This window comes from Desulfofundulus sp. TPOSR, assembly GCF_011393055.1.
In the GTDB taxonomy this organism is placed as follows: Bacteria; Bacillota; Desulfotomaculia; order Desulfotomaculales; family Desulfovirgulaceae; genus Desulfofundulus; species Desulfofundulus kuznetsovii.
The window spans coordinates 150,025-172,784 of record NZ_JAAOEF010000002.1 but is presented as its reverse complement, the minus strand read 5'-3'; the positions used below and the strand labels follow the sequence as shown (position 1 = coordinate 172,784).

16 protein-coding genes are annotated in these 22,760 nt (G+C 58.8%); 5 read left to right on the top strand and 11 right to left on the bottom strand.

Annotation, left to right across the window (positions count from 1 at the left end; all coding sequences use genetic code 11):
• Window positions 1-22: 22 nt before the first annotated feature.
• The 5 genes from G7K71_RS09360 to thrC form a co-directional block, all read right to left on the bottom strand.
• Entirely contained in the window at window positions 23-883 is an 861-nt protein-coding gene (locus G7K71_RS09360; protein ID WP_166345598.1) for a sensor histidine kinase, read from the bottom strand.
• Window positions 862-1,641: a LytTR family DNA-binding domain-containing protein gene (locus G7K71_RS09355; protein WP_166345595.1), complete on the bottom strand. Its 780-nt coding sequence runs from the start codon at window positions 1,639-1,641 to the stop codon at window positions 862-864. Before G7K71_RS09355 ends, G7K71_RS09360 begins: the two co-directional genes overlap by 22 nt.
• A 150-nt stretch (window positions 1,642-1,791) precedes the next feature.
• On the bottom strand, window positions 1,792-2,973 hold the full coding sequence (locus G7K71_RS09350) for a Xaa-Pro peptidase family protein (RefSeq protein WP_166345592.1): 1,182 nt from the start codon (window positions 2,971-2,973) through the stop codon (window positions 1,792-1,794).
• A gap of 86 nt (window positions 2,974-3,059) precedes the next feature.
• Window positions 3,060-4,298, bottom strand: a complete 1,239-nt coding sequence (locus G7K71_RS09345) for an HD domain-containing phosphohydrolase (RefSeq protein WP_166345589.1) — start codon at window positions 4,296-4,298, stop codon at window positions 3,060-3,062.
• Window positions 4,299-4,499: 201 nt separating this feature from the next.
• Window positions 4,500-5,996 (bottom strand): threonine synthase, encoded by a 1,497-nt coding sequence (thrC, locus tag G7K71_RS09340; RefSeq protein WP_166345586.1) that lies wholly within the window; start codon window positions 5,994-5,996, stop codon window positions 4,500-4,502.
• A gap of 239 nt (window positions 5,997-6,235) precedes the next feature.
• Between thrC and glgP the strand changes: the two genes are divergently transcribed.
• Window positions 6,236-8,839: an alpha-glucan family phosphorylase gene (gene glgP, locus G7K71_RS09335; protein ID WP_166345583.1), complete on the top strand. Its 2,604-nt coding sequence runs from the start codon at window positions 6,236-6,238 to the stop codon at window positions 8,837-8,839.
• Between the two features lie 76 nt (window positions 8,840-8,915).
• Window positions 8,916-9,950, top strand: coding sequence for an alpha-hydroxy-acid oxidizing protein (locus tag G7K71_RS09330; RefSeq protein WP_166345580.1), 1,035 nt, complete (start codon window positions 8,916-8,918; stop codon window positions 9,948-9,950).
• Between the two features lie 95 nt (window positions 9,951-10,045).
• Here the strand turns inward: G7K71_RS09330 and G7K71_RS09325 are convergent, their stop codons facing one another.
• Window positions 10,046-10,534, bottom strand: a complete 489-nt coding sequence (locus tag G7K71_RS09325) for an HIT domain-containing protein (protein WP_166345577.1) — start codon at window positions 10,532-10,534, stop codon at window positions 10,046-10,048.
• Between the two features lie 281 nt (window positions 10,535-10,815).
• On the opposite strand from G7K71_RS09325, the gene G7K71_RS09320 reads away from it, so the two are divergent.
• A complete protein-coding gene (locus G7K71_RS09320) occupies window positions 10,816-13,125 on the top strand; it encodes a CRISPR-associated endonuclease Cas3'' (protein WP_166345574.1) in 2,310 nt (769 codons plus the stop codon).
• Between the two features lie 17 nt (window positions 13,126-13,142).
• On the top strand, window positions 13,143-14,027 hold the full coding sequence (locus G7K71_RS09315; RefSeq protein ID WP_166345571.1) for an SDR family oxidoreductase: 885 nt from the start codon (window positions 13,143-13,145) through the stop codon (window positions 14,025-14,027).
• Between the two features lie 21 nt (window positions 14,028-14,048).
• Here the strand turns inward: G7K71_RS09315 and G7K71_RS20045 are convergent, their stop codons facing one another.
• The 4 genes from G7K71_RS20045 to G7K71_RS09295 all read right to left on the bottom strand — a co-directional run bounded on the left by G7K71_RS20045 (window position 14,049) and on the right by G7K71_RS09295 (window position 21,132).
• Window positions 14,049-17,069, bottom strand: a complete 3,021-nt coding sequence (locus G7K71_RS20045) for a VWA domain-containing protein (RefSeq protein ID WP_166345568.1) — start codon at window positions 17,067-17,069, stop codon at window positions 14,049-14,051.
• Entirely contained in the window at window positions 17,059-18,981 is a 1,923-nt protein-coding gene (locus G7K71_RS09305) for a BatA and WFA domain-containing protein (protein WP_166345565.1), read from the bottom strand. Before G7K71_RS09305 ends, G7K71_RS20045 begins: the two co-directional genes overlap by 11 nt.
• Window positions 18,982-19,125: 144 nt before the next feature.
• Window positions 19,126-20,052, bottom strand: a complete 927-nt coding sequence (locus G7K71_RS09300; protein ID WP_166345562.1) for a DUF58 domain-containing protein — start codon at window positions 20,050-20,052, stop codon at window positions 19,126-19,128.
• A 21-nt stretch (window positions 20,053-20,073) separates the two neighbouring features.
• The gene (locus G7K71_RS09295; protein ID WP_207712828.1) at window positions 20,074-21,132 is read right to left on the bottom strand and encodes a MoxR family ATPase; all 1,059 of its coding nucleotides are present in this window, start codon (window positions 21,130-21,132) and stop codon (window positions 20,074-20,076) included.
• A 186-nt stretch (window positions 21,133-21,318) separates the two neighbouring features.
• Between G7K71_RS09295 and G7K71_RS09290 the strand changes: the two genes are divergently transcribed.
• Window positions 21,319-22,002 carry a response regulator transcription factor gene (locus G7K71_RS09290; protein WP_166345559.1) on the top strand — a complete coding sequence of 228 codons (684 nt, stop codon included), beginning with the start codon at window positions 21,319-21,321 and terminating at the stop codon, window positions 22,000-22,002.
• A 41-nt stretch (window positions 22,003-22,043) separates the two neighbouring features.
• Here G7K71_RS09290 and G7K71_RS09285 read toward each other — a convergent pair whose 3' ends face one another.
• Window positions 22,044-22,556, bottom strand: coding sequence for an RNA polymerase sigma factor (locus G7K71_RS09285; RefSeq protein WP_013823835.1), 513 nt, complete (start codon window positions 22,554-22,556; stop codon window positions 22,044-22,046).
• Window positions 22,557-22,760: the final 204 nt, after the last annotated feature.

Below are 22,760 nucleotides of genomic sequence, written 5' to 3'. Positions count from 1 at the left end.
TCACCACCACCGTCCTTACATGCTATACCCCCGGCAACATCACCACAAACCGCGTTCCGTTCGTTCCGTCCGAATAGACCCGCACCGTGCCCATCAGTTTTTCGGCCAGGGTTTTGACTATGTGCAGGCCCAGGCCGCTGTGCCCTTCTCTCTTGGTGGTGTAACCGGGCTCGAAAATTTTTTCCAGCGTCCCCGGGTCGATGGCCGGCCCCCGGTTGCTTACCTCCACTTCCAAAAGTGGCCCGGACCGGTGTATTTTCACCGAGACAATTCTTTCGGACTCCTCCAGAGGAAGGACCGCGTCAAAGGCGTTGTCCACCAGGTTGCCGATGATCCGGGCCAGATCCACGGCCCTTGCATCCAGGCCGGCCAGGGAGGCGGAAATGTCGATATCCAGCCTGATGCGCTTCACATCCGCCTCGGAGACCTTTGCCTTCAACAGGGCGCCGATGATGGCGTTGTCCACCTTGAGGACGTTGTTTAAAAAGGTTATTTTAGCACAAATATTTTCGAGGTAGCTTGACAGGTCTTCCCACCGTTCTTGATGGATTAAGCTGGAAATTTCCTCGATGTAAAGATTAAAATCCTGGTTTTGGACCTTGATGGAGCCGGCGAGGCTGACGAAGCTTTGGGACATGGCTTCCCGAGCGGAAAGGAGGGCCTCTTTTTCGTAAACCTTGACCATCCTGGCGACGATGAAAACGTTGAGGACTATGCTGCCGGCAAAGGAGCCGAGGATGACCAGGTGCTTGGATGTTTCAGCAGGTTGGACCGGATGCTGGAGAAGGTACTGCGCCAATACGAAAACCAGCAGGACCAACTGGAAAAAAGCCAGCAGAACGACGGAGTATTTGCTTTTCTTCACTTCTGAATCATGAGGCAAAAGGCCTCAAACTTCTCCCGGCGCATGGTTACCCTGGCGGGGTAGTTACGGAAAGTCACTTCATAGGCGCGGTCCGCATAGGGTAAAACCTTTTCCACGCGGTCGATGTTGATGATGAAACTTTTGTGGCAGCGAAAGAACCGGGCGGGGTCAAGCCTTCGCTCGAGTAGGGAAAGCCCCTCCGATGTTTCGTAGAGTCCGGAGTCCGTGTGGATGACGCACTTTTTGCCCACTTTTTCTACGAAAAAAATGCTGTCCGTGTTTATGATGATAATCCCGTGCCCGCTTTTGATGGTAAGTTTTGTACGGCAATCAGGCCCGCTTTTTGAGCTGCCGCCCGGCCCGGGGTACGGCCGGTGATCTTTACCCCCGGCGGTTCGCATCTCTTTGAAGCGCTTTAACTTGTCCAGTGTTCGCCCTATTCGTTCCCGGTTAAGTGGCTTGATCAGGTAATCCACGGCGTCCAGGTTGAATGCTTCGGCGGCATACTGGGGGTAGGCGGTGATGAAAACGATAAAGACGCCGGGGTGCTGCCCTTGCAGTTGGTGAACAGCCGAAAGGCCGTCCAGCCCGGGCATCTGGATGTCGAGAAAAACGGCGTCCGGCCCGGTATCCTTTACCAGTTTCAGGAGATTCCTGCCATTGCTGGCTTTGCCGGCGACAGCGACACCCTCGAATGTGCTCAGTATATCGCATAACAGGTTGCAGATGGGCTCGTCATCATCGGCAATTACTATTTTTAATACTGAGCCCGACATAAGGAACCTCCGGTAAATAATAAGATTTTATAATATTAAATTTTTAAAGCGATAAATAAAAATTATTTATAATATTCTCTTCACAGTTTCAAAATCCTTCTTTGACCCGGACCACTCCTAACCAGATCCGCTCAGGTGCTGCTATTAACACTAAACAATTACCACTTCATCCGGGAATGTAGTTAACCTCTCCAACCCCTGCTCCCCGACCACAAAGGTATTTTCAATGCCTACCGCCCCCCGGCCCGGGAAAATAAATTTCGGCTCTATGGCCACCACCATGCCGGCCTGCAGCTTTTCCTTCACCCCCCGGGCCAGCACGGGCAGCTCGTTCAATTCCAGGCCGATGCCGTGCCCCACAAAATGCACCCGGTCGCCGCAGCCCATAAAGTGTTCCGCCAGACCGGCCCCGGTGGCCATCTCCAGGGCCAGCTCGTACAGTTCCCCGCCGGTTACTCCCGGCCGGGCCGCCGCCACCAGGGCGTTCTGAATGCTTACCGCCGTCTCATGGGCTTCAAGCAGGTCTTCGGGCAGGTACCCGAGGGCAAAAACCCGGGTCATATCCACCTGGTAGCCGTTGATCACCCCTACATAGTCAACCATCACCGGGTCGCCGGGAGCAATGAGGTGTTTGCCCACGCCAAAAGGAAAGGCCGGCGTAAAACCGGGTCCGCCCAGGGGGCTGTCAAAGTAACTGGGCACCCCCCCGCTGGGTCCGGCCAGGAGGCAGCCCCAGAAGAACTCCTGGTTGAACCCCCGCACCCGGATCAGCCCCATATGGCCGGCACAGCGGGCCGCCGCCTCCACCCGGGCGGCCAGCTCAAGCTCGCATATTCCCTCCCGGAGCATTTCCGGAATCCGGGCGAAGACGCCATCCATCATGGCAGCTGATTCTTTTAAAAGACCGATCTCGTACGCCGATTTTACAGCCCGCAATTTCCTGATCTGAAGCGAACAGTCCACAATTTGGCCGGGAAAAATTTTTTCGTAGCGGCGAAACAGGTTGACCGGCAGCACATCCAGTTCCATGCCCAGCACCTCAGGTACCGCCAGGCCACGGGCGGCCAGAAGCCCGGGGATTTCTTCCGGCCTGCGCAGGGGTACCACTTCCGCCGGCACCAGGGCGGGATCAATGCGCTGCCTGCTCCGGCGGATCATGAAAAGGGCACGCCCCCGGGCCGGGACGTACAGGTGGGCACTCTGGGTTGTGCCGCAAAAATAAACCAGATCCGCCCCCTGCAGGAGCAGGGCGCCGTCCATGCCCTGGACGCGCAAAACCTCTTGAAAACGTTCCAGCCTGACCGCCAGTTCCGTTAAGGGAGGGTAAGACATTTTTTGCCACCTTCCTTGTTAAAAAAAATTTGCCACCGGGTACCGGCTTCCTGAATTCAGAGTGAAAATTTTAACCTAATTTCCTTTTAATCCAGTTCACAGCGGTCCCCGGCTATAGTTATCTCACCCCACATTTCTTCCAGATCCCGCCGGCTGTCAAATAAAGCCCCCGCCACCCAGCCGTCCAGCGCTCCCTCCTGCACCTGGTTGCCGATAATGCGTTCTATCTCGGCCCAGGAAAGGCCGGGCCGGTAAGGCCGGTCCTCTTTTAAGGCCGTAAACATATCACTTACCGCCATAATCCGCGACCCCAAGCATAGCTGGGAACCTGCCAGCCGGAAAGGATAACCCTGGCCGTTCAGTTTTTCGTGATGGTAGGCTGCCCACCGGGCTACGGAAAGCTGGTCGTCGAAAGGTTTAAGCAGCCAGTATGTATAGTAAGTATGCTGCTTGATCCGGTTAAACTCTTTTTCGGTTAAACGCCCGGGCTTTTCCAGGATTTCCTCGGGTACCGTGAGCTTACCCAGGTCATGCAGCAGACCCGCCATTTCCATCAGCAGGCACTCCCCCTCACCCATCCCCATGTGCCGGGCCAGGTGACGGGCCACCGCGGCCACTCCCCGGGAATGGCGGTGGGTAAAGGGGCTTTTAGCGTCAATTACCCGGGCAAAAAGCCGGGCCACGGGCATCAGCTGAGTTAGATCGACAATGAAAATCTGTCTTCCCACCAGGCCCAGTAAATTCTCGGTCAGACAGGGGGCCGTAATATCCAACCAGAAGCTTTCCGCCCTGGCCAGGCGCATGAAAATCTCCACCAGGTCGGGGTCAAAAACCCTTCCCGAAAGCAATTGAATCTGCTTGATAATGGGCTCTCTTTGATCCAGGATGTATTCCCGGTCGGTCAACAAAACATCCAGGCGGTCGGCCAGGTGAATAATCCGGGCCGCCAGGGGGATGCCGGCCCCCGCCTTCCCGGAAGGGTTGTCTCCCCGCCAGCGATCGTGGTGGGAGAGAATGATTTCGGCGGCAGGCGCTAAAATATCCACATCGGAAACAAATTGATGGCCCCGCCGGCAGTGTTCCCAGGGATCCTGGATATCGAAGGCCTCCAGGGCATCCTTTTCGGGCCAGGTAACCGCTCCGGCATCGTGGATAATTGCCGCTTTAAAAAGATCTAAACGCTCCTCAAAAGATATCCCCGCGGCTTCACCAATGCGCAGGGCAACCAGGGCCACCCGCTGGTGATGGCGCATTAAACCCCGGCGGGAGAAATCCAGGGCCAGGGACAGGTTGACGAGCAGCCGGGCCAGGTCTATTACGGGCATGCCAGGTTCCCCCCCTGAGTTACTGACATCAGTGGCCATTCAATGCAACTATGCTGGGTGAGCGGAGTCCCAGCACCCACTGGGATACCAGGTCTTCCTAAAACCGGATGTATCAATTAAACTTGAAACACCAAGAGCGGAGTCACGTTTTAATGAGTGCTGGGCTGCAACCAACAGGGTTCACTGAATATTCGCGTTGCGTTAGGTTAAAAGTTCCTGCACCACCCGTTTCATTTCCTCCGGTGCCACGGTCAAAGTATGGCGCACCGGTTTTTTATCCAGGTTCTTTAACCCTTTGGGTATGGGCAGCCCGGTGGCCCGGGACAGGATCTCGAGCAGCTCGAATTCCCCTTTTCCCCGTACCGCCTCTTCCCCCAGGATGGCCGTGGCCACGCTTTGATTGAACTTAAAGGGACTGGCCGTGGAGGCAATCACCGTTTTACCGGTATCCCCGGTAGCCTCGACGTAGCGGTCATAAACATACTTGCCCACGGCGGTATGGGTGTCCATCAGGTAACCATACTGCCGGTAAGTATTGCGGATGGTCTCCATGGTGGCCGGGTCACCGGCAAAATCGGACCAGAAAACGGCCTGGATCTTTTCCAGCGTTTCACCGTCCACCTGGTAGCGCCCTGCAGTTTGCAGCGCCCCCATCCACTCCCGCACCCGCGCGGCATCGCCACCGGTAACTTCATAAAGGAGACGCTCCAGGTTGCTGGAAATGAGAATATCCATGGAAGGGGAGATGGTGCGATAAAATTCCCTGGTGCGGTCGTAGGTGCCCGTGCGGATAAAGTCCGTCAACACATTGTTGCGGTTGGCCGCACAGATAAGCCGTTTGACCGGCAGTCCCATCCGCCGGGCATAAAAGGCGGCCAGGATATTGCCGAAGTTACCTGTAGGCACCACGAAGTTCACGGTTTCGCCGGAAGCGATCTCCCCTCTGGCCAGCAAATCCGCATAGGCTGAAAAATAATAAACAATTTGGGGCACCAGTCGCCCCCAGTTAATGGAATTGGCTGAAGAAAAGCGGTAGCCCCGGCGGTCAATGGCCGCATTTACCGCGGGGTCGGTAAAAATTGCCTTCACCCCGCTCTGGGTCTGATCAAAGTTGCCCTCCACCGCCACCACGTGGACATTGCGGCCCTCCTGGGTGATCATCTGCAGGCGCTGTACTTCACTGACCCCCCGTGCCGGAAAAAAGACAATGATACGGGTACCGGGCACATCCCGGAAACCTTCCAGGGCGGCCTTACCCGTATCGCCGGAGGTGGCCACCAGGATGGCAATTTCCCTATCTTCACCCGTCTTTTTTACCGCCCGGGGCAAAAGCCGGGGCAGTATTTGCAGGGCCATATCCTTGAAGGCGCAGGTGGGGCCGTGCCACAGCTCGAGCACGTACAGGTGTTCATCCAGTTTTTGCAGCGGGGCAACTTCCGGCACGTCAAACTTTTCCCGGTCGTAAGCTCCCTGTACGCATTCCCTGATTTCACCGGAGGTGAAGTCAGTCAGAAACAATTGCAGTATGCTTGCCGCCCGTTCCTGGTAAGTCATTCCGGCCATCAAGGCCAGCTCGCCGGCGGTCACAAAGACCGGGCGGTCGGGCACAAACAGCCCCCCGTCGGGAGCAATGCCCAGCTTGATGGCTCCGGCGGCACTCACCGGCTGGCTATTTCCCCTGGTACTCTGGTATAACATAGCAGCAACTCCTTGGCATGTAATTCCCATCCTTATATTAGCTATAGCATCGTTAAAATCCTGCCCAAGGCACAACAGGCCGTTTTAATTAAATTTTGCTTAAAGGAAAGGAAATACAACGCTCATGAGGAATATCGTACCTGTACACGAAAATAGAATACCTAATACCTCACCCAATACCTCACCGGGGCCGAAAAACGTAACAGGTTGGTCCCACAAATTAAGGAGGGTAACGGAGTATGTACTTCATTCGTACTGTTACTGTAGCACCGAAACTGCCGGAAAAAATCTCCCGCCTGGGTGAGCTGGCCCGGAACCTTTGGTTCAGCTGGAACCCCCAGGCCCAGGAACTTTTCCGGCGTATCAACAGTTCCCTGTGGGAGGAAGTAAAACACAACCCCGTCTGTTTCCTGCTCAACGTCAGCCAGGATCAGCTGGAAAGGGTAGCGAAAAGCGAGTCTTTCCTTTTGCTCTACAACCAGGTAATGGAAGACCTGAACCAGTACATGACTGCTCAAACTTGGTTTAACCGACAATACCCCGAGCATAATAACCACGTTATTGCCTACTTCTCCGCCGAGTTTGGCGTCCATGAATCCCACCCCACCTATTCCGGCGGGCTGGGATTGCTGGCCGGGGATCACTGCAAGTCGGCCAGCGACCTGGGCCTGCCCTTTGTAGGTGTGGGCTTGTTATACAAAAATGGTTACTTCACCCAGCGCATTAACCGGGAGGGCTGGCAGGAAGCCCATTATCCCTACTTAAATTTTTACCAGATGCCCATCACCCCCGTAACCCATCCCGACGGCAGCACGCTGTATGTTCCCGTGGAACTCCCCGGCCGGACCGTATACCTGAAAATATGGCAGATGCGGGTGGGCCGGGTACACGTTTATCTCCTGGACGCCGATGTGACCCGTAATAACATGGCCGACAGGGCTTTAACCGGCCAGCTCTACGGTGGCGACCGGGAAACACGTATTTGCCAGGAAATCCTGCTGGGTATTGGCGGCGTGCGGGTACTGCGCGCCCTGAACATTCACCCCCTGGCCTGGCATATCAACGAAGGCCACGCCGCCTTCCTGCTTATTGAAAGGATCCGGGAGCTGGTTCAGGCCGGAGTACCGGTAAATGCCGCCGTGGAGGCAGTGCGTGCGGGCACCCTGTTTACCACCCACACCCCCGTTCCGGCCGGACACGATGTTTTCAGCGCAGAAATGATCGATAAGTATTTTAATCATTTATATCATCAGTTGAATATGGAGCGGGAAGACTTTCTGGCCCTGGGGTGGGATGATGAGCAAAAGGTGTTCAACATGACCCTTTTGGCCCTGCGTCTTTCCAGCTACTGCAACGGGGTAAGCAAGCTGCACGGCCAGGTAACCAGGCAAATGTTCCGCCGCTTCTATCCCGGCATACCCATGGAGGAAATCCCCATTTCCTCCATCACCAACGGGGTGCATATCGGTAGCTGGCTCGCCCCGGAATTGCAGGAACTGTTCGACCGTTACCTGGAAGCCGACTGGCGGCAGAACTGCTGCAACCAGCAAGCCTGGGAACAAGTTTCGGCCATCCCGGCTGAAGAACTGTGGGAGGTACACTGCCGGTTAAAAGAAAAAATGATCCGCATCGCCCGGGACAACCTGCGCGGTCAGCGCCTGCGCAACCAGGAACCGGCGCTGCGTATCCGGGAAGTGGAGCAATACCTGGACCCCAGAATACTGACCATTGGCTTTGCCCGCCGCTTTGCCACCTATAAAAGGGCCAACCTGCTCCTGCGGGACAAGGAGCGCCTGGCCCGGCTGGTAAGCGATCCGGTGCGCCCGATCCAGATCATCTTTGCCGGGAAGGCTCATCCCGCAGATCGCCTGGGGCAGGAGCTGATCAAACAAATTTACGAACTGACCAACCAGGAACCCTTTAAAGGACGGGTGGTCCTTCTGGAAGACTACGACATCGCCCTGGCCCGGTCCCTGCTGCAGGGAGTGGATGTGTGGCTGAACACTCCCCGCCGCCCCCTGGAGGCCAGCGGCACCAGCGGCCAAAAGGCCGCCGTAAACGGGGTAATTCATTGCAGCATCCTTGACGGCTGGTGGCCCGAGGCCTACGACGGGGAAAACGGCTTTGCCGTGGGAGAAACCAGGGAATACCACGATGAAGAAACCCAGGACCGGGATGATGCCTACTCCCTCTTTGCCCTGCTGGAGGAAACCATTATTCCCATGTATTATGACCGGGATCAAAAGGGAATACCCCGGGCCTGGATCGAGCTGATGAAACGATCCCTGCAAACCATCCCGCCCTTTTTTAACACAGAACGGATGGTTAAAGAATACTGCCAGCAGTTTTATGTGCCGGCCATCGAGCGGAACCTGCACCTCAGCCGCAATAACTACGAACCCGCACGGCATTTAGCCGCCTTTAAAGAAAGGCTCAAGGAAAACTGGCCCCAGGTGGCCATTACATCCGTGAAGGCCGGGGACACTCAGACCATGGGGGTAGGGGAACCGCTGCCCATCGAAGCCGTGGTGCAGCTGGGCTCCCTTTCACCGGAAGACGTTACCGTGGAGATAGTCTACGGCAGGCTGGACGAAAAATGTTTCGACAGCTTTGAGCACATGCCCGGCGCTTTTTGTTTAATAAATGCCAACGGGCAGTTATGTAACATAAATAAAACAGCCATGACCATGACGGGACAAACACCCGAAGGGACATACCTTTACAGGGGCAATCTCATCCTGCCCCAGGGCACCGTGGGCTACACCGTCAGGGTCCGCCCTGCAAACGGCGATTTTGCCCACATCTTTGAGTTGCCCCTGGTCGCCTGGGCCCCGCATTTTTAAAAAAGCAGGAAAACGCAAAAGAAAGGTGAAGTTTATAATATGGTCTGATCACTAGAAGAGAGGAGGTATTGCTGTTATGAACTGGAAAGAGCTGCGGGAGGCGGCCCGGGAAAAACTGAAAGGGTATTGCCGGGTTTGCCCGAGCTGTGATGGCCGGGCCTGTGCCGGGGAAGTCCCGGGCATGGGCGGAACCGGTACGGGAGCATCCTTTAAGGCGAACATAGAAGCCCTGGCCCGTTACCGCTTAAATCTGCGCACGCTTCACGGGGCCAAAAATCCGGATACCAGCCTGACCCTTTTTGGCAAAGAACTGACCACCCCCATTCTTGCCGCACCCATGACCGGAGTTACCTATAACATGGGGGGTGCCCTCACCGAGCGGGAGTTCATCGGCATGATCATGGCCGGGGCCCGCCAGGCCGGCACCCTGGGCATGTCGGGAGACGGCGGCGACCCGGAATATTACAACTCCGGCCTGGAAGCCATTGCTACAGAAGGGGGGCACGGTATCCCGGTGATTAAGCCCCGGGAGCAACAGGCCGTCATTGAGCGCATACGCCGGGCGGAAGAAGCCGGTGCCCCGGCAGTGGGCGTGGACGTGGACGGCGCGGGTCTGGTGACCATGGCCCTGTTCGGACAACCCGTGGGACCCAAGACAGCTGACGAACTCAAGGAGTTGGTCAATGCCACCCGCCTGCCCTTTATCGTCAAGGGTATTATGACCGTGGATGAAGCTGAACTGGCGGCCGGTGCGGGAGCGGCGGCCATTGTGGTCTCCAACCACGGCGGGCGCATTCTGGACCATACTCCCGGGGCGGCCGAGGTATTGCCGGCCATTGCCCGGGCCGTAAAAGGCCGGGTGACCATTCTGGCCGACGGCGGCGTTCGCTCGGGAGCTGACGTGTTGAAACTGCTGGCCCTGGGGGCTGACGCGGTGCTGGTGGGCCGGCCCCTGGTGATCGGAGCCTTTGGCGGCGGCGCCGAAGGGGTAAAGTTTGTCCTGGAGAAGCTCACCGGCGAGCTGAAACAGGCCATGATTCTCACCGGATGTGCCTCATTAAGCGACATCGACGAGAGAGTGCTCCGTCCCTATCCGGGAATGGAGTGCTAATCGAAAAAGAGTGTGCGCTGGTTCCCCCTCACTGCAGTGCTGCACCTGAGCCTCCCCGGGACCAGCGCACCGTCGTTTCCGACCGTTTTATGCGTTTAGGCCTTTTTCCCGGCCAGAGCTTCTTTGAGCTTGCGGTAGGTCGTGTCCAGGGCTTCGGAAATAACCCGCACATCCCCCAGGACGGGCATGAAGTTGGTGTCTCCGGCCCAGCGGGGCACCACGTGAATATGAAAGTGGCCCGGCACCCCGGCGCCGGCAATCGTGCCCAGGTTGACCCCAATGTTGAAGCCGTCGGGGTTAAAGGCCGCCCTCAAAAGGGAAACCACCCGCTGGGTCATTTTGCCCAGCTCCAGCAATTCACCTTCCGTAAGTTCCGTCAATTCCCCCACGTGCCTGCTGGGAGCAATCAGCAGGTGACCGTTGGTATAGGGATAGAGATTGAGCAAAACAAAGGTCTCCTGCCCCCGCAGGAGCACGTAATTGGCCTCATCTTCCGTAGAATGTAACTTCTCACAAAAGATACAACCTTCTTCTTTATGCTTGCCGATGTATACCGTTCGCCACGGTGCCCAGATCCGCTCCAAGGCCTTGACTCCTCCCCTTCAGTAGAATCTTACCTTATCCCCACTTTTCAACTGGCCTGCCTGAAGCATCTGCCTGCCGTTTGCATGCTCTCTCCGGTGAGCCTCGCAAGCCAGAACAGGTGAAAAATGGGGATACTTCAGTAGCAGAAATTCTCCCTTTTTGATTATGTAGTTTTTCGGTTTTTCGCTACTCAATTCCTTCCTGGACTGCAATTCCCCTTGTTTTCATTTATCCCCTGGAGTAATATGTAATAAAAATTTTGATCTTAAGGTGTTCGACCATGCCTGTATCCCTCCTGGCCAAAAAGCGCGCGGGCGTGGATGTATATCAAACCCTCGCAGGCCACACGGAAGATGCCCTGATTGTTTTGTCCCGCTACCTGCGGGAACACCGCCCGGCAGTGCAGAGGTTGGTTGACGAGCAGAACCTGCCTTTTACACATTATTGCCAGATCCTTTTTTTCGCCCTGTTTTTACACGATATCGGCAAGGCCACCCGGGAATTTCAAGAACGGCTGGTTAAAGAAGAACTGAGCCGGGAGCTTTCCCATACCTTTTTCAGCCTGCCCCTGGTGGAAACGGATCTGCCGCCGGAGTACAATCTCCTGGTAAGGATACTGGTACTTACCCACCACACCCAGCCTTTCGACCACCTTTATTACAGCTTTGAACTGCTTCCCCGGGTAAACTACCTGACTGAGCAGATAAAAGATTACCTGCAAAGCTGCCAGGACCTGCATGCCCGTTACTTTAAGGATATCTTTCCCCTTTCCGCCCGGCCGGTTTTCCGTCCTCCTGCTTACATCGCCGAAACCGGCTTGAGAGAAAGGCTGCAGGGGGAAGTAGCCCGGCTTCAGCAAGGAGTAAGCCTGTGGGGCAATGCCGCGCGAACCAAAGCCCTGTATTGTTTTGCCATTACCCTTTTAAAGTATTGTGACAGCCAGGCCAGCCGGGCTTTCCACCAGGCCGCCCTGACCGGCGGAACGGTTTGCGGATCGCTATTAAGGAACGTGGTTAATGCACAGGACAGGAGTTCAGGACCTTATCACCTTGAGTCAGCCTTCGACCGCCCGGCCCTTAACCGGCCGCCTTTTGCCGCTGCGACGGTTAAAGCAACCGGTACGGCGGCCGGTGGCGCTTTTTTGCTGCTCCTGGCACCCCCCGGCTCCGGAAGGATGACGCTGGCCCTGGCCCGGGCCGTGTCCCTGGGCCGGGAAAGATGCCGGAAAAAACTGGTATGGATCTGCCCCGGACAAATCGCCTCCGGCTTTACCCGCCACCAGGTAACCCGTTTCTGGGGTGCGGAACAGGTAGCCCTGGTGCATGCTGCGAGCTACTACGGGAATGACCCTTACCTCTGGGGGTTGCCGCAAAACAATTACGGCCGCCCCAACGGTACGGCCACTAATTCCAGGGAAAGCATTTTTGCCTGCCCGGTAACGGTAGCCACCATGGACCATCTGGTTTTCTCCCTGGTCCACGGTCTGCGCCAGGCCGATTACATCCTGGGCAACCTGATGCAGGCGGTGGTGATCATAGACGGGCTTCCGGAACCGTCGAGCCCGGCCTTTCATTATACCCTGGACGCCCTGGCCCTGCTGCGGAAAATGGAGATCCCCCATATAATTCTAGAAACGGCACTGGCTCCGGCATTAAAAAAATACCTGGCGGATGCGGGTTATGTGGTGGAAGATCACGTTGCCGGGCACAACAAGCCTCTCTTTGAGTTGATCCGCTGCCAGGGCAGGCAGCCGGATCTGATCCGGGAATACTACCGTCTGGGTCTCAGGCAGGTGGTCTACACCCCGTCCGCCCGGGAGGCAAGGCAAATCACCCGCGAACTCAAACCGGCTCTGCCCGGATGCCCGGTTTTTCTTTATCACTCCCTGTTCATCCACGGGGACCGGGACAGGCTGGAAAGAGAAATGCTGTCACTGGGGGAAAAACCCGGCCCCTGGCTGTTAATAATTGGTGGGGACATCGATCCAGCGGGACCTCCCGAATGCGATGTCGTGCATACGGGGAGTGCCGGACCCACCATTCTGTTACGGCACAGTTATCCCCTCTGGCGCACGGACACTGGCCCGCAATGTCTTGAGGACAAGAACAACGGCTGCCGTGGGCCGGGGGTACTGGTGCTTCACTCTTCCTCCAGCAGAAATGAACCAGAAAGCCATAGCTTTAACCCGGCTCTCACTCAACCCCTTTCCGTCACTCCGGGCTACCTGGAAGCCATCCTGGAAGAGGAATATTCGCGGAATAAACACATTCCCACCAATCTGGAGGAAATATTCCGCGCCTGTACGCTGTTCGGCTATTCACCCCGGGAGGTGCGCTACGCCGCATCTCCCCTGGTAAACCTGTGGCAGCCCGGGAAGCGGTTAATAGACGTAATCCCGGCTGAATTGTGGCAGGAGGAACTTCTTGCCATACCGGCTGCCATAGGGGAGCGAAAAGTGAAGGTACCCGCAGAATGGTACTCCCGCCATCCCCAATTATTTTCTACCCTGGACAGCCCCCGGGATAAGATCATCCTTTGTCACCTTGCATATGACCCGGAACGCGGGCTGGAATTGCCGGAAAACGGATGATTATGGAGGTGCAGCATATGATTCTGGTTACCGGAGCTACAGGGCTGGTGGGCCGGCACATTGTTCCGGCACTGTTGCAGGCAGGTCACCGGGTGCGTTGCCTGGTGAGGGACAGGGAAAAGGCCCGCTCCCTGCTGGGTAACGAGCCCGAGTTTTACACTGGAGACGTTACCGGCCCGGCTTCCCTGGATGATGCCTGCCGCGGCGCTGAGGCAGTGGTCCATCTGGTGGCGGTAATCCGGGAAAAGGGACCGGTTACTTTTGAGAGCGTCAATGTCCGGGGCACGCGCAACATGGTTGCCGCCGCCGAAAGGGCCGGCTGCCGGCGTTTCGTCCATATGAGTGCCCTGGGTGTGCGCCCGGACCCGGCCTACCGCTACGCCTATTCCAAGTGGCTGGGTGAAGAAGCCGTGCGCCGGAGCAGCCTGGCCTGGACCATCTTTCGTCCTTCAGTGCTCTACGGCAGGGGTTTCGGCTTTTTTGACCGCATGGACCAGTCCTTAAGGATGAGCCCTCCCCCCTTTGCTCCGGTCCCCGCCGCATCCTCCCGCTTTCAACCCCTGGCTGCCGAAGACCTGGCCTGCTGCGTCGTCCTTGCTCTAAACAACCCGGCGTCTATAGGACAAACCTACGAAATCGGGGGGCCGGAGCACCTGACCTACGGCCAGATGCTGGAGATCTGGCTGGCCAGCCGGGGCCGGCGGCGGGTCAAACTGCCCGTCCCCCTGACCCTGATGCGCCTCGTGGTCCCGGTGATGGAGCGCCTGCTGTCCGATCCGCCGGTAACTTCCGTGGAATTAAAGCAAATGGAGCTGGATAATGTGACCGACCTGGATGCAGTAGAAAAACATTTCGGGTTTAAACCCAGGACCCTGGCGCAGGGGTTGGCGGAGCTGAAATAGCCCATGTATTTCTCACCCAGCCTAACTTTTTCTCCGGCGTTTGGCGGCCAGGAGCCTGGCGGCGGTGTCTTGTGGTGAATCTGGTTGGACAGGTCCGGCACCCCGGCCGGCTCTTTGTTCTTGAAGCGAACCGGTTTCCTCCCCACCGCCTGCCCTGCCCGCCACCGGGTGTGTTTCTGCCGCTTCACTTCCTGCCTTTCCGCCACCGTCTGTTTGACTACCGGTAACCGCGTTATTCCCCCGCCTGCCGGACCGGAAACCAAGCTTTTCTACGGTAGCCAGGGTGCGGCCGGTCCAGGCGGGAGCAGGTTCCGTGGCGTCCCCGCCACGCCGGGTCAGCCGCTGCCATGCCGTTGACCAGGCCCGGCGCAAGGCCGCCCGTTCCTCGGCACCGATGACCAGACGGCGGCCGGCCACGTCCAGCAACCAGAGCACGGCAGCCAGGGCCAGCAGCGGGGAGGAGAGATCCCGGCCGGCCCGTACCGGGGGTAGATCGGGGGCAAAGGCCTCGACCGGGGAGGCCAGCACCCTTCCGCCGCCGGCCCGGGCAATTTCCTCCAGCCGGCCCAAATCCACCCCCGTTTCCCGGTATTCGGCCGGATAGGATACCACCAGGCCCGTTTGAGCTACCAGCGCAGGGCTGCCGCCATTTGCGGCAGTAACACTCACCAGGTACGCACCGGGACCGGCAACCGTTGTTTGCCCGGTATACCTTCCGGGACCGGCAGGATGTAAATCGAAGGTTCTGGTCTCCCCATCAGGCCCGGTCAATATGGCCGTAAATTGGCGCACCATTTGCCAGTGCCCGGGATCATCCACGTTAACGCGGACGACAGAATCACCCGGGGCACCGGCCTGCGGGGCACTCCCGGCAACTGCCGCAGGCTCTTCGCCTTGTATAGCTGCCGCTGCTTCCGTTCCGCCGACCGCTTCCGCCTGCACCTGCACCGGACTGGTATCCACCGCCGGCAGGATCCACGACAGGACATTCCCCCACAACCTGGGAAAAACCTGGCTTTCCGCCCACGCGGCGCTCCAGCGGCCGGCTATATCGGGAGTCCAGGCCACAGCCCGCCCCAACCCGTACTGCCAGGACACCAGCACCGGATCTCCCCGGTGGGAGACGAGCACTGTTTCCGCCCGGTCTTTGGCCGTAACGGTAATGTAACCTTCCAGGACGGGCACTTTTTCCAAACCCTGGAGCAGGGGACTGGTTGCGGCAGCCCGGGGAAAGAAACGTTCGTTCACGGCAAAACTGCGGGTAGCCATAACCGTTTCCTTGGTAAATATGGCCGGAATGGTTCCGGCATCGGCAGTGGCGTAAAAACGCCCCCGGCCCAGTTCCGCCAGGGCCTTTAACATCCCCGCATCTGCCCCGGGGCCCACGGCCACACAGGTGAGGGTGATGCCCTTTTCCCGCATCGCCCTTGCCAGTTCCTGATAAGACCCCCCGCTGGCCGAGATACCATCGGTCAACAGGATGATGTGCTTGAGCCGGGTTGGGGCATCCTTTAAAATCTCGTAAGCGCTGGCCAGAGCCGGAAAAATTTCCGTGCCTCCACCGGCATAAATGCTCCCGATTTCCTGGCGCAGCCGCTCACTGTCATCCACCGGCGTCAGGGGAACTACCAGCCAGGGCTGGCTGTCAAAGGCAATCACCCCCACCCGGTCCTTTTTGGTCAGAATGGAAATGCTGCGCGCAGCCGCCTCCTTGGCCAGGCTCATTTTATCCGCCCCACCGGCTTCCCCGCTCATGCTTCCCGATTTATCAATAACCAGCATCAAACCCAGGGACGGCATTTCACCCCGGCCGGAAATGCGCATTTCCACGGGCAGCGCCCGTTCCACCGGGGTGCCGGCGTAACCGCCGGGACCATAGGAGTCGGGTCCGCCCACCATAACCAGGCCGCCACCCCCGTCCCGCACGTAGGTTTCAATCTCCTGCATGGTTTTTTCTCCCAGACTGAAAGCAGGCACGTTAACCAGAAACACCGCCTGGTAACGGGCCCAGGCGGCCAACCCCCCGGGCACACCTTCCGGGGTTACCACCGTGACCTCTACTTTTCCGGCGCTGCGCAGCGAGCGGACCAGAGGAACAGCTTCTTTTATATCGGGGCTCACCACCAGGACGTGGGGCGGCCCGCTTACCCGCTGCACGCCGCCGGCCCGGTTATTGGCCGTAAAAACATCCCGGGCGGTATCGGCGGCCACCAGGCGGGCCTGGTAGCTGTGCAGGCCGGCACTGCCCGCATCAACGGAGATGCTGATGCGGTTTTCCCCCGCCCGCAGCTGTACCTCCCGGGAGGCCACCACCATCCCGTCCCGGTCTATATAAAGGGTGGCCCGGGTGTCCCTGGTGGCAGTAACCACCACTTCCAGGGTAGTCCTTTCGCCCACCCGGGCCAGGGGAGGGACTTTTAAAGCTTCCACACGCACGTCCGGACCGGCGGGGCCTCCCAGGGGCACCACATCCACCCGCACCCCTTCTTCCCGTAGTTGCCGGGCCGCCGCCACGGCGTCACCCCCGGTATCCCGCCCGTCGGACAACAATACCACCCGCCGCCGGGCATCCCCGGGGAAAAGGGCCCCCGCCAGGCGCAGGGCTTCCCCCACCCGGCTGCCCGCCATACCGGGATCGGTTCCCAGTTGGTGAAACACCGGCCGGAGCCCCGGAGGTTCTTCCACCACTGCCCGCTGGCCGAAGGCAACCACGCCGGCCAGGGCGGCGGCCGGCTTGGCCTTCAGCGCCTCCCGGATCCACTGTTCTCCCCGACTTCTGGCCGGCCCCACGCTGGCCGAAGCGTCCAGGGCCAGAACAACCGCCTGCCGCTGCACCGGCATAATCAGGTGCGGCCCCGCCAGCACGGTCACAAGGAGGATGAGAATGGCAAAACGAAAAGCGACCCGGGAAATTTCCCGCCGCCAGGGCCCCCGACCGGCCAGCCGGGCCATCTGCAGCCAGGGCAGGCGCAGGTACCAGGCGGCGGCAAGGATCACCGGCAGGGCCAGCCACCATAAAGGCTCGGTAAAACTAATGCCCACGGCTGGCCACCCCCCACTCCACCAGCACCGCCGCCAGGGCCAGGGCACTCAACAAGCCCGCCAGGGATTGGGGCCGGGGCCGCGGGGCGGTGGAGGTTACCTCCTCCCCCTGCTGGGAACGGGGGTCCCGCACGCGCAGATCCGATTCCCGGGGATGGTATCCGTTTACGGCCACCAGGCAGCTGATCTGGTTGCCGGGATAATCCCCATCCCCGCAGCTTTCCACGATGCGGTACAGGCCCGGCGCAGGGGGAATCCAGGGGGCAGGCGGGAAGGGCGGGGCAAGCACCACCGGAGCACCAGGCTTGCCATCATCTAAATTGTTTCCATTGGGAACACTGGAAAGGGAAGTTCCCCGGAAAAAAACGGCTTCCGGTGAAACCGGCTCCACCTCTATACCCCGGGTCAGAGGTAAAGCGGCCACCTTTACCTCCTGACCCGGGTAAACCTGTGCCGGCAACTCCAGGTCAGGAGGTGCCAGCCAGGCCATCGTGTTATGCAGGAGAACGGGAAAGGCCGGACGCAGGGGGAGATCGGAATCATGCAAATCAAATCCCCAGACCACCAGGCGTTTTCCCTGCCCCTGACCGTGGGCCAGCACCGTTTTCCCGGCCGCCTTTACGTCGGCGGCCCAACCGCTACCCGGTTCCAGGTCGCGGGCAGAGGCAATATGCACCTGGGAAAGATCCACATAGCGGAGGATGGCACTTCCTTCCATTCCCGCCAGAGCCGGAGGATGAAATTTGCCACCCACTTTTAATCCGGCCACCTCCCCCGCCGGGGGATTTACGAAAAGCGCCGCCCCCGGCGGCAAGGGGGAATTAAGGCCGTCCAGCACGGTAATCTCGTAGTTATAAGCTCCGCCCAAAAGGGATGTGTATTCTTGAGGAGTGCATTTATATACTTCAACGCCCGGCAATACACCCAGCGCCCGTTCCAGGAAGATATTTCCCCGGCTGACCAGCAAAACCCGCACGCGGTGTTTGTTTTCGGGCACCGCCCAGGCCTGGTTGTCCAGGGCCAGGTAATCCATCCCGGCATTATCTACGGCCAGGCGCGCCGCCACCGGTACCCCGGCAGGCAAATGGGGCCACAGGAGGTGGGTGCTTTCTCCCGGCTCCAGGCGCCATTTCCGGGCCTGCATTTCCTGGCGGCCGGCACTCAGGTAAACCCGGCCGGAAGCCGCCCGCCCGCCATGGTTAACAACCGTTACCTGGGCCGCCTGGCCCTCTCCGGCCGGGCGCAACTGCAAACCGGCCAGGGCCACATTGGCCGCCCCATCCTTACCCACGGTGACCAGTTCCAGATCCCCGGCATTGTCCACCGGAGCCAGACCGCCGTCACTCACCAGGACTATCCGGGGCCGGTCCTGCTGGCGGCCCAGTGCCCGGGCCAGGGAAAGGGCCGGCCCCAGCTCCCCCGGATAACAGGACGGCTTGAGCCCCTGCAGCGCCCGGTGCACCTGCCGGGAATCGGCAGCCTCGCGCACCACCACCCGGGGCTGCCGGTCAAAGGCAATGACCGTCATGGTAGCCCCCTTCTCCAGGCTATCGGCCAGGGCCTCCACTTCCCGCAATGCCCGGGAAAAGCGGGTCTGCCCTAAATCGGTAGCGTTCATACTGGCCGAGGCATCAAGAAGTACTATGACGCTTTTGGAAGGTGAACCCCAGTACCACACCGGCGCTGCAGCCCCCAGGGTCAGGAATGCGGCCGCCAGCAGCTGCAGCCACAATAACAACCGGGGTTTCAGCCGCTCCCAGGGGCGGCTGGCCTCTATACTGGACGGCGCTGTCTGCCAGAAAAGGGTGCTGGGAACAATCATTTCCCGGCGCCGGGGCCGCAATATGTACAGGGCCACTATAGCCGGTAAAGTTAGACCGAGCCACAGGAAAAGGGGGTGAAAAAAGCTCAAACAAATCGCCTCCGGTTTCAACCGTCTGCAGAAAATATCCCGGATAACCCAAAAGCTCCGGCAGGGAGTAGATAAACATGTCCGATCCGCCAACCAAAGTTAGTACATTGCTTGCTACGGGCAGTCATTCCCTACTGTTTGATTTTATCGCGGGTGCAATACCCCCGCCCGGGGCAAGGTAATGAAGAAGGTGCTGGCCGGCCTCTCACCGCTGTCCACCATCACCCGCCGGGCTCCCCAGCGCCGGCACAGGTCGTCCAGTTGCTCCATAAAGTTTTCCAGGCGCCGCCGGTAAGCCAGGAGCAACGCGGGGGTTACGGATACCTCCACCCGGGCCCCGCTCTCGGCATCTACCAGCGCCCATTCCCCTTCCAAAACTGGCTGCCGCTCCTGGGGAGCCATGATATGCAGGAGCGTCGTTTCCAAACCGTAACCCGCGGCCAGGCGCAGGGTTTTTTCCACCTTCTCCAGATCCAGCAGGTCGGAAAAGACGTACAGGCTGCCCGTACGGGGTGCCATGGCTAAAGCGGCACGCAGGTCCCCGGCCAGGTCGGAAACGCCTCCAAAAGTCAATCCCTCCAGAAACTGCAGCAGGCGAAAAATACTCCCCCGCCCTCCCAGAGGGGCTAAGAGGGCCGTTTGGCTCCCGCTGGCCGCGGCGGCCAAACGGTCATTGCCCGCCAGGGTGCATACCCCCAGCCCTGCGGCCACCCGCAGGGCGCAGCGCCCTTTGTGGGCCTCCCCGCCGTAATCCATGGAGGCGCTGGTATCCACCAGTAACAGGACGCAGTCCTGCCGCTCATCAAGAAACTCCTTAACATATAACCGCCCCAACCGGGCATAGGCCTTCCAGTCCACCCGGCGGGGTTCGTCTCCGGGCGTATACTGGCGGTAGTCGGCAAATTCCACCGCACCCCCCTTACGGCGGGAACGCCGGCCCCCGCCGGGTTCACCGCCGGCGGGGCGGTAACGCACCAGGCGGTAGCCTTCCAGGCGGGCCGCCAGGCCGGGCTCTAGCAAGTACCTGCCGGAAGCCGGGTCAGGGTTCTGAGAAGGATTTTGGAATTTCATAAATCCTCCGCCATTATAACGTCATGATATCGCCGGCACCGTAGCCAGTATCTCGACAACCAGGTCATCGGCCGTAACTCCTTCCGCGGCCGCTTCGAAGCCCAGGATCAAGCGGTGGCGCAGGGCGGCCGGTGCCACCCGCTGTACATCCCGGTAAACCACCTGGGGGCGGCCGTCCCGCAGGGCCTCGGCCCGGGCTCCCAGGATCAAGGCCTGCAACCCCCGGGGACTGGAACCGTACCGGACAAAACGGCGCACCCGCTCGGGGGCGTGGGGGTTTTCGGGTTGGGTTGCCAGCACCAGTCGCACCGCGTAGTTCATTATGTCTTCAACCACCACCACGTGCCGTACCAGCCCCAGCCACTCCAGGAGCTCGTGGGGCTCAAGCAGCGCCGGTACCGGGGGCTCCACCGCACCGGTGGTCCGGGCGGCAATGACCGCCAGCTCTTCGGCCGTGGGGTAGGGTACGTTAACTTTAAATAAAAACCGGTCCAGCTGGGCTTCAGGGAGGGGATAGGTTCCCTCCATCTCCAGCGGGTTCTGGGTGGCCAGTACAAAAAAAGGATTGGGCAGGGGATAGCTCGTCCCCCCCACGGTTACCGTGCGTTCCTGCATGGCTTCCAGTAACGCGCTCTGGGTTTTGGGGGTGGCCCGGTTTATTTCATCGGCCAGTACGATATTGGCGAAGACGGGACCGGGCACAAAACGAAAGGCGCCGCCGCTCCCCCGCTCATCGAAAACCTGAGTGCCGGTGATGTCCGCCGGCATCAGGTCGGGAGTGAACTGGATGCGCCGGAAGGTAAGGCCCGTTACCTGGCCGATGGTCCGCACCAGCACCGTCTTACCCAGACCTGGTATGCCTTCCAGGAGCACGTGCCCCCCGGCCAGAAGGGCAATCAATACCTGGTGGACCACCTCCTGCTGCCCCACAATCACCCGCCCGATGGCTTCCTGTACTTCACCCAGCCGGCGGGTAACCTCATGTAAACGGCGGGTAATCTCCGCGCCTTCCGGTGCCGGAAGGCCAACGCCCCCTGTACCTGCCGGTCCATAGTCCCTTTCTTTATCGCTTACGGCCATAAAATCATCCTTTACTTTGAGATGCTTTCTTCCTTACCTTAATATGACGACGGGCAGGCCCATTTGGTTCCCACCAGGGGTTATTTTTTTGTTTTTGGGGAACTTTTTGCAGGGTCAATTCGTCCTGATATAGAGGGATGAAGTCCAAAAACCCGCACAAAGAAAAAATACGGGGTGGCGAGAAAGGTGTCCGGTTTCAGGATCCTGGTGGTGGAAGACGAGGAACCTATCCGGGGCTTTATCAGGATAAACCTGGAGCGCAACGGCTTTGAGGTACGGGAGGCAGCCAGTGGAGAAGAGGCTCTCAATCTGATGCTGGAAACGTTGCCCCACCTGGTGGTGCTGGACTTGAAATTGCCGGGGATGGACGGTCTGGAGGTATGCCGTATCCTGCGCCAGAAATACCCCCAGGTGGCCGTACTGATGCTCACTGCCCGCGGCCAGGATATGGACCGGGTAAAAGGCCTGGAAATGGGTGCCGACGACTACGTGGTCAAGCCCTTCAATCCCCTGGAACTGGTGGCCAGGATAAAGGCAATCCTGCGCCGTGTTTTCCCGGCTGCCGACGGTGAGATTTGTTATGGGGACCTGAGCATCTTTCCGGCTGCACGGCAGGTAAAAAAAGGGGGTAAACTCTTAGAGCTCACCCACCGCGAATTTGACCTGCTCCTCTTTTTAGCCCGGAATCCCGGGCGGGTTTTCAACCGGGACGAATTGCTGGACCACGTCTGGGGCGAGAATTATTTCGGCGACCCCAAAACGGTGGACGTGTACATCCGCCGGCTGCGGGCCAAGCTGGAAAACGGACGGGCCAACCCGGGTTTCATTGAAACAGTCTGGGGCGTGGGATACCGCTGGCGGGCAGAATAGACGGGGTACCACCTGAATGAGTGATGACCTCCAGGATACCGTTATGCTTCTTTGCACTTAAGTTCGCCGGCCAACCTGTTGCGGCCCCTGTTCAGACGTGATTTGACGGTACCTACGGGAATCTCCATAATTGCCCCGATTTGTTCCAGAGACAGATCGTAAAAATACCGGAGCAACAATACCCGCCTCATTCCTTGAGGCATTTTTTCCACCTGCTGCCATATGGCCCTGATCTTTTCCTTCCTCAGCAGCTCGTTTTCCGGTGAATCCTGGCCTGCGGCAACATAAAGAAGGTCCGGATCGCTAACGCAAAAACTTCTGGCGTTTCGTCGCATGTAATCACGGGCGGTGTTGGCGGCAATCCGCTGCAACCAGGCTTTCAACTGGCTTTTATCCCTGAGCTGGTTTAAATTTTTCAGCGCCTTCAAAAACGTTTCCTGAGTAATATCTTCGGCCATATGCAAGTCCCGCGTGTACAGGTAAACGGTATGGAATATGGGATGATATAAATGCGCGAGGATCTCCCGCTGATGATTGATGTTTTCCGCCGGCAAATAGCTTCACTCTCCCTCCATAAACGTTCCCCAACAAATATAGTAAACGACCGGAATTGAAAAATAGTTACAAAACGGTTACAAATATCATCGCCGGAAGGTTTATTTACTGGCGGGCCCGAATTATTCCCAAAGCACAGGATACTCCCCGGGCAGCAGTTGTCCCTCTTAAGGACCCCCTGCCGCCCGGTCCGCCTCCGGTTT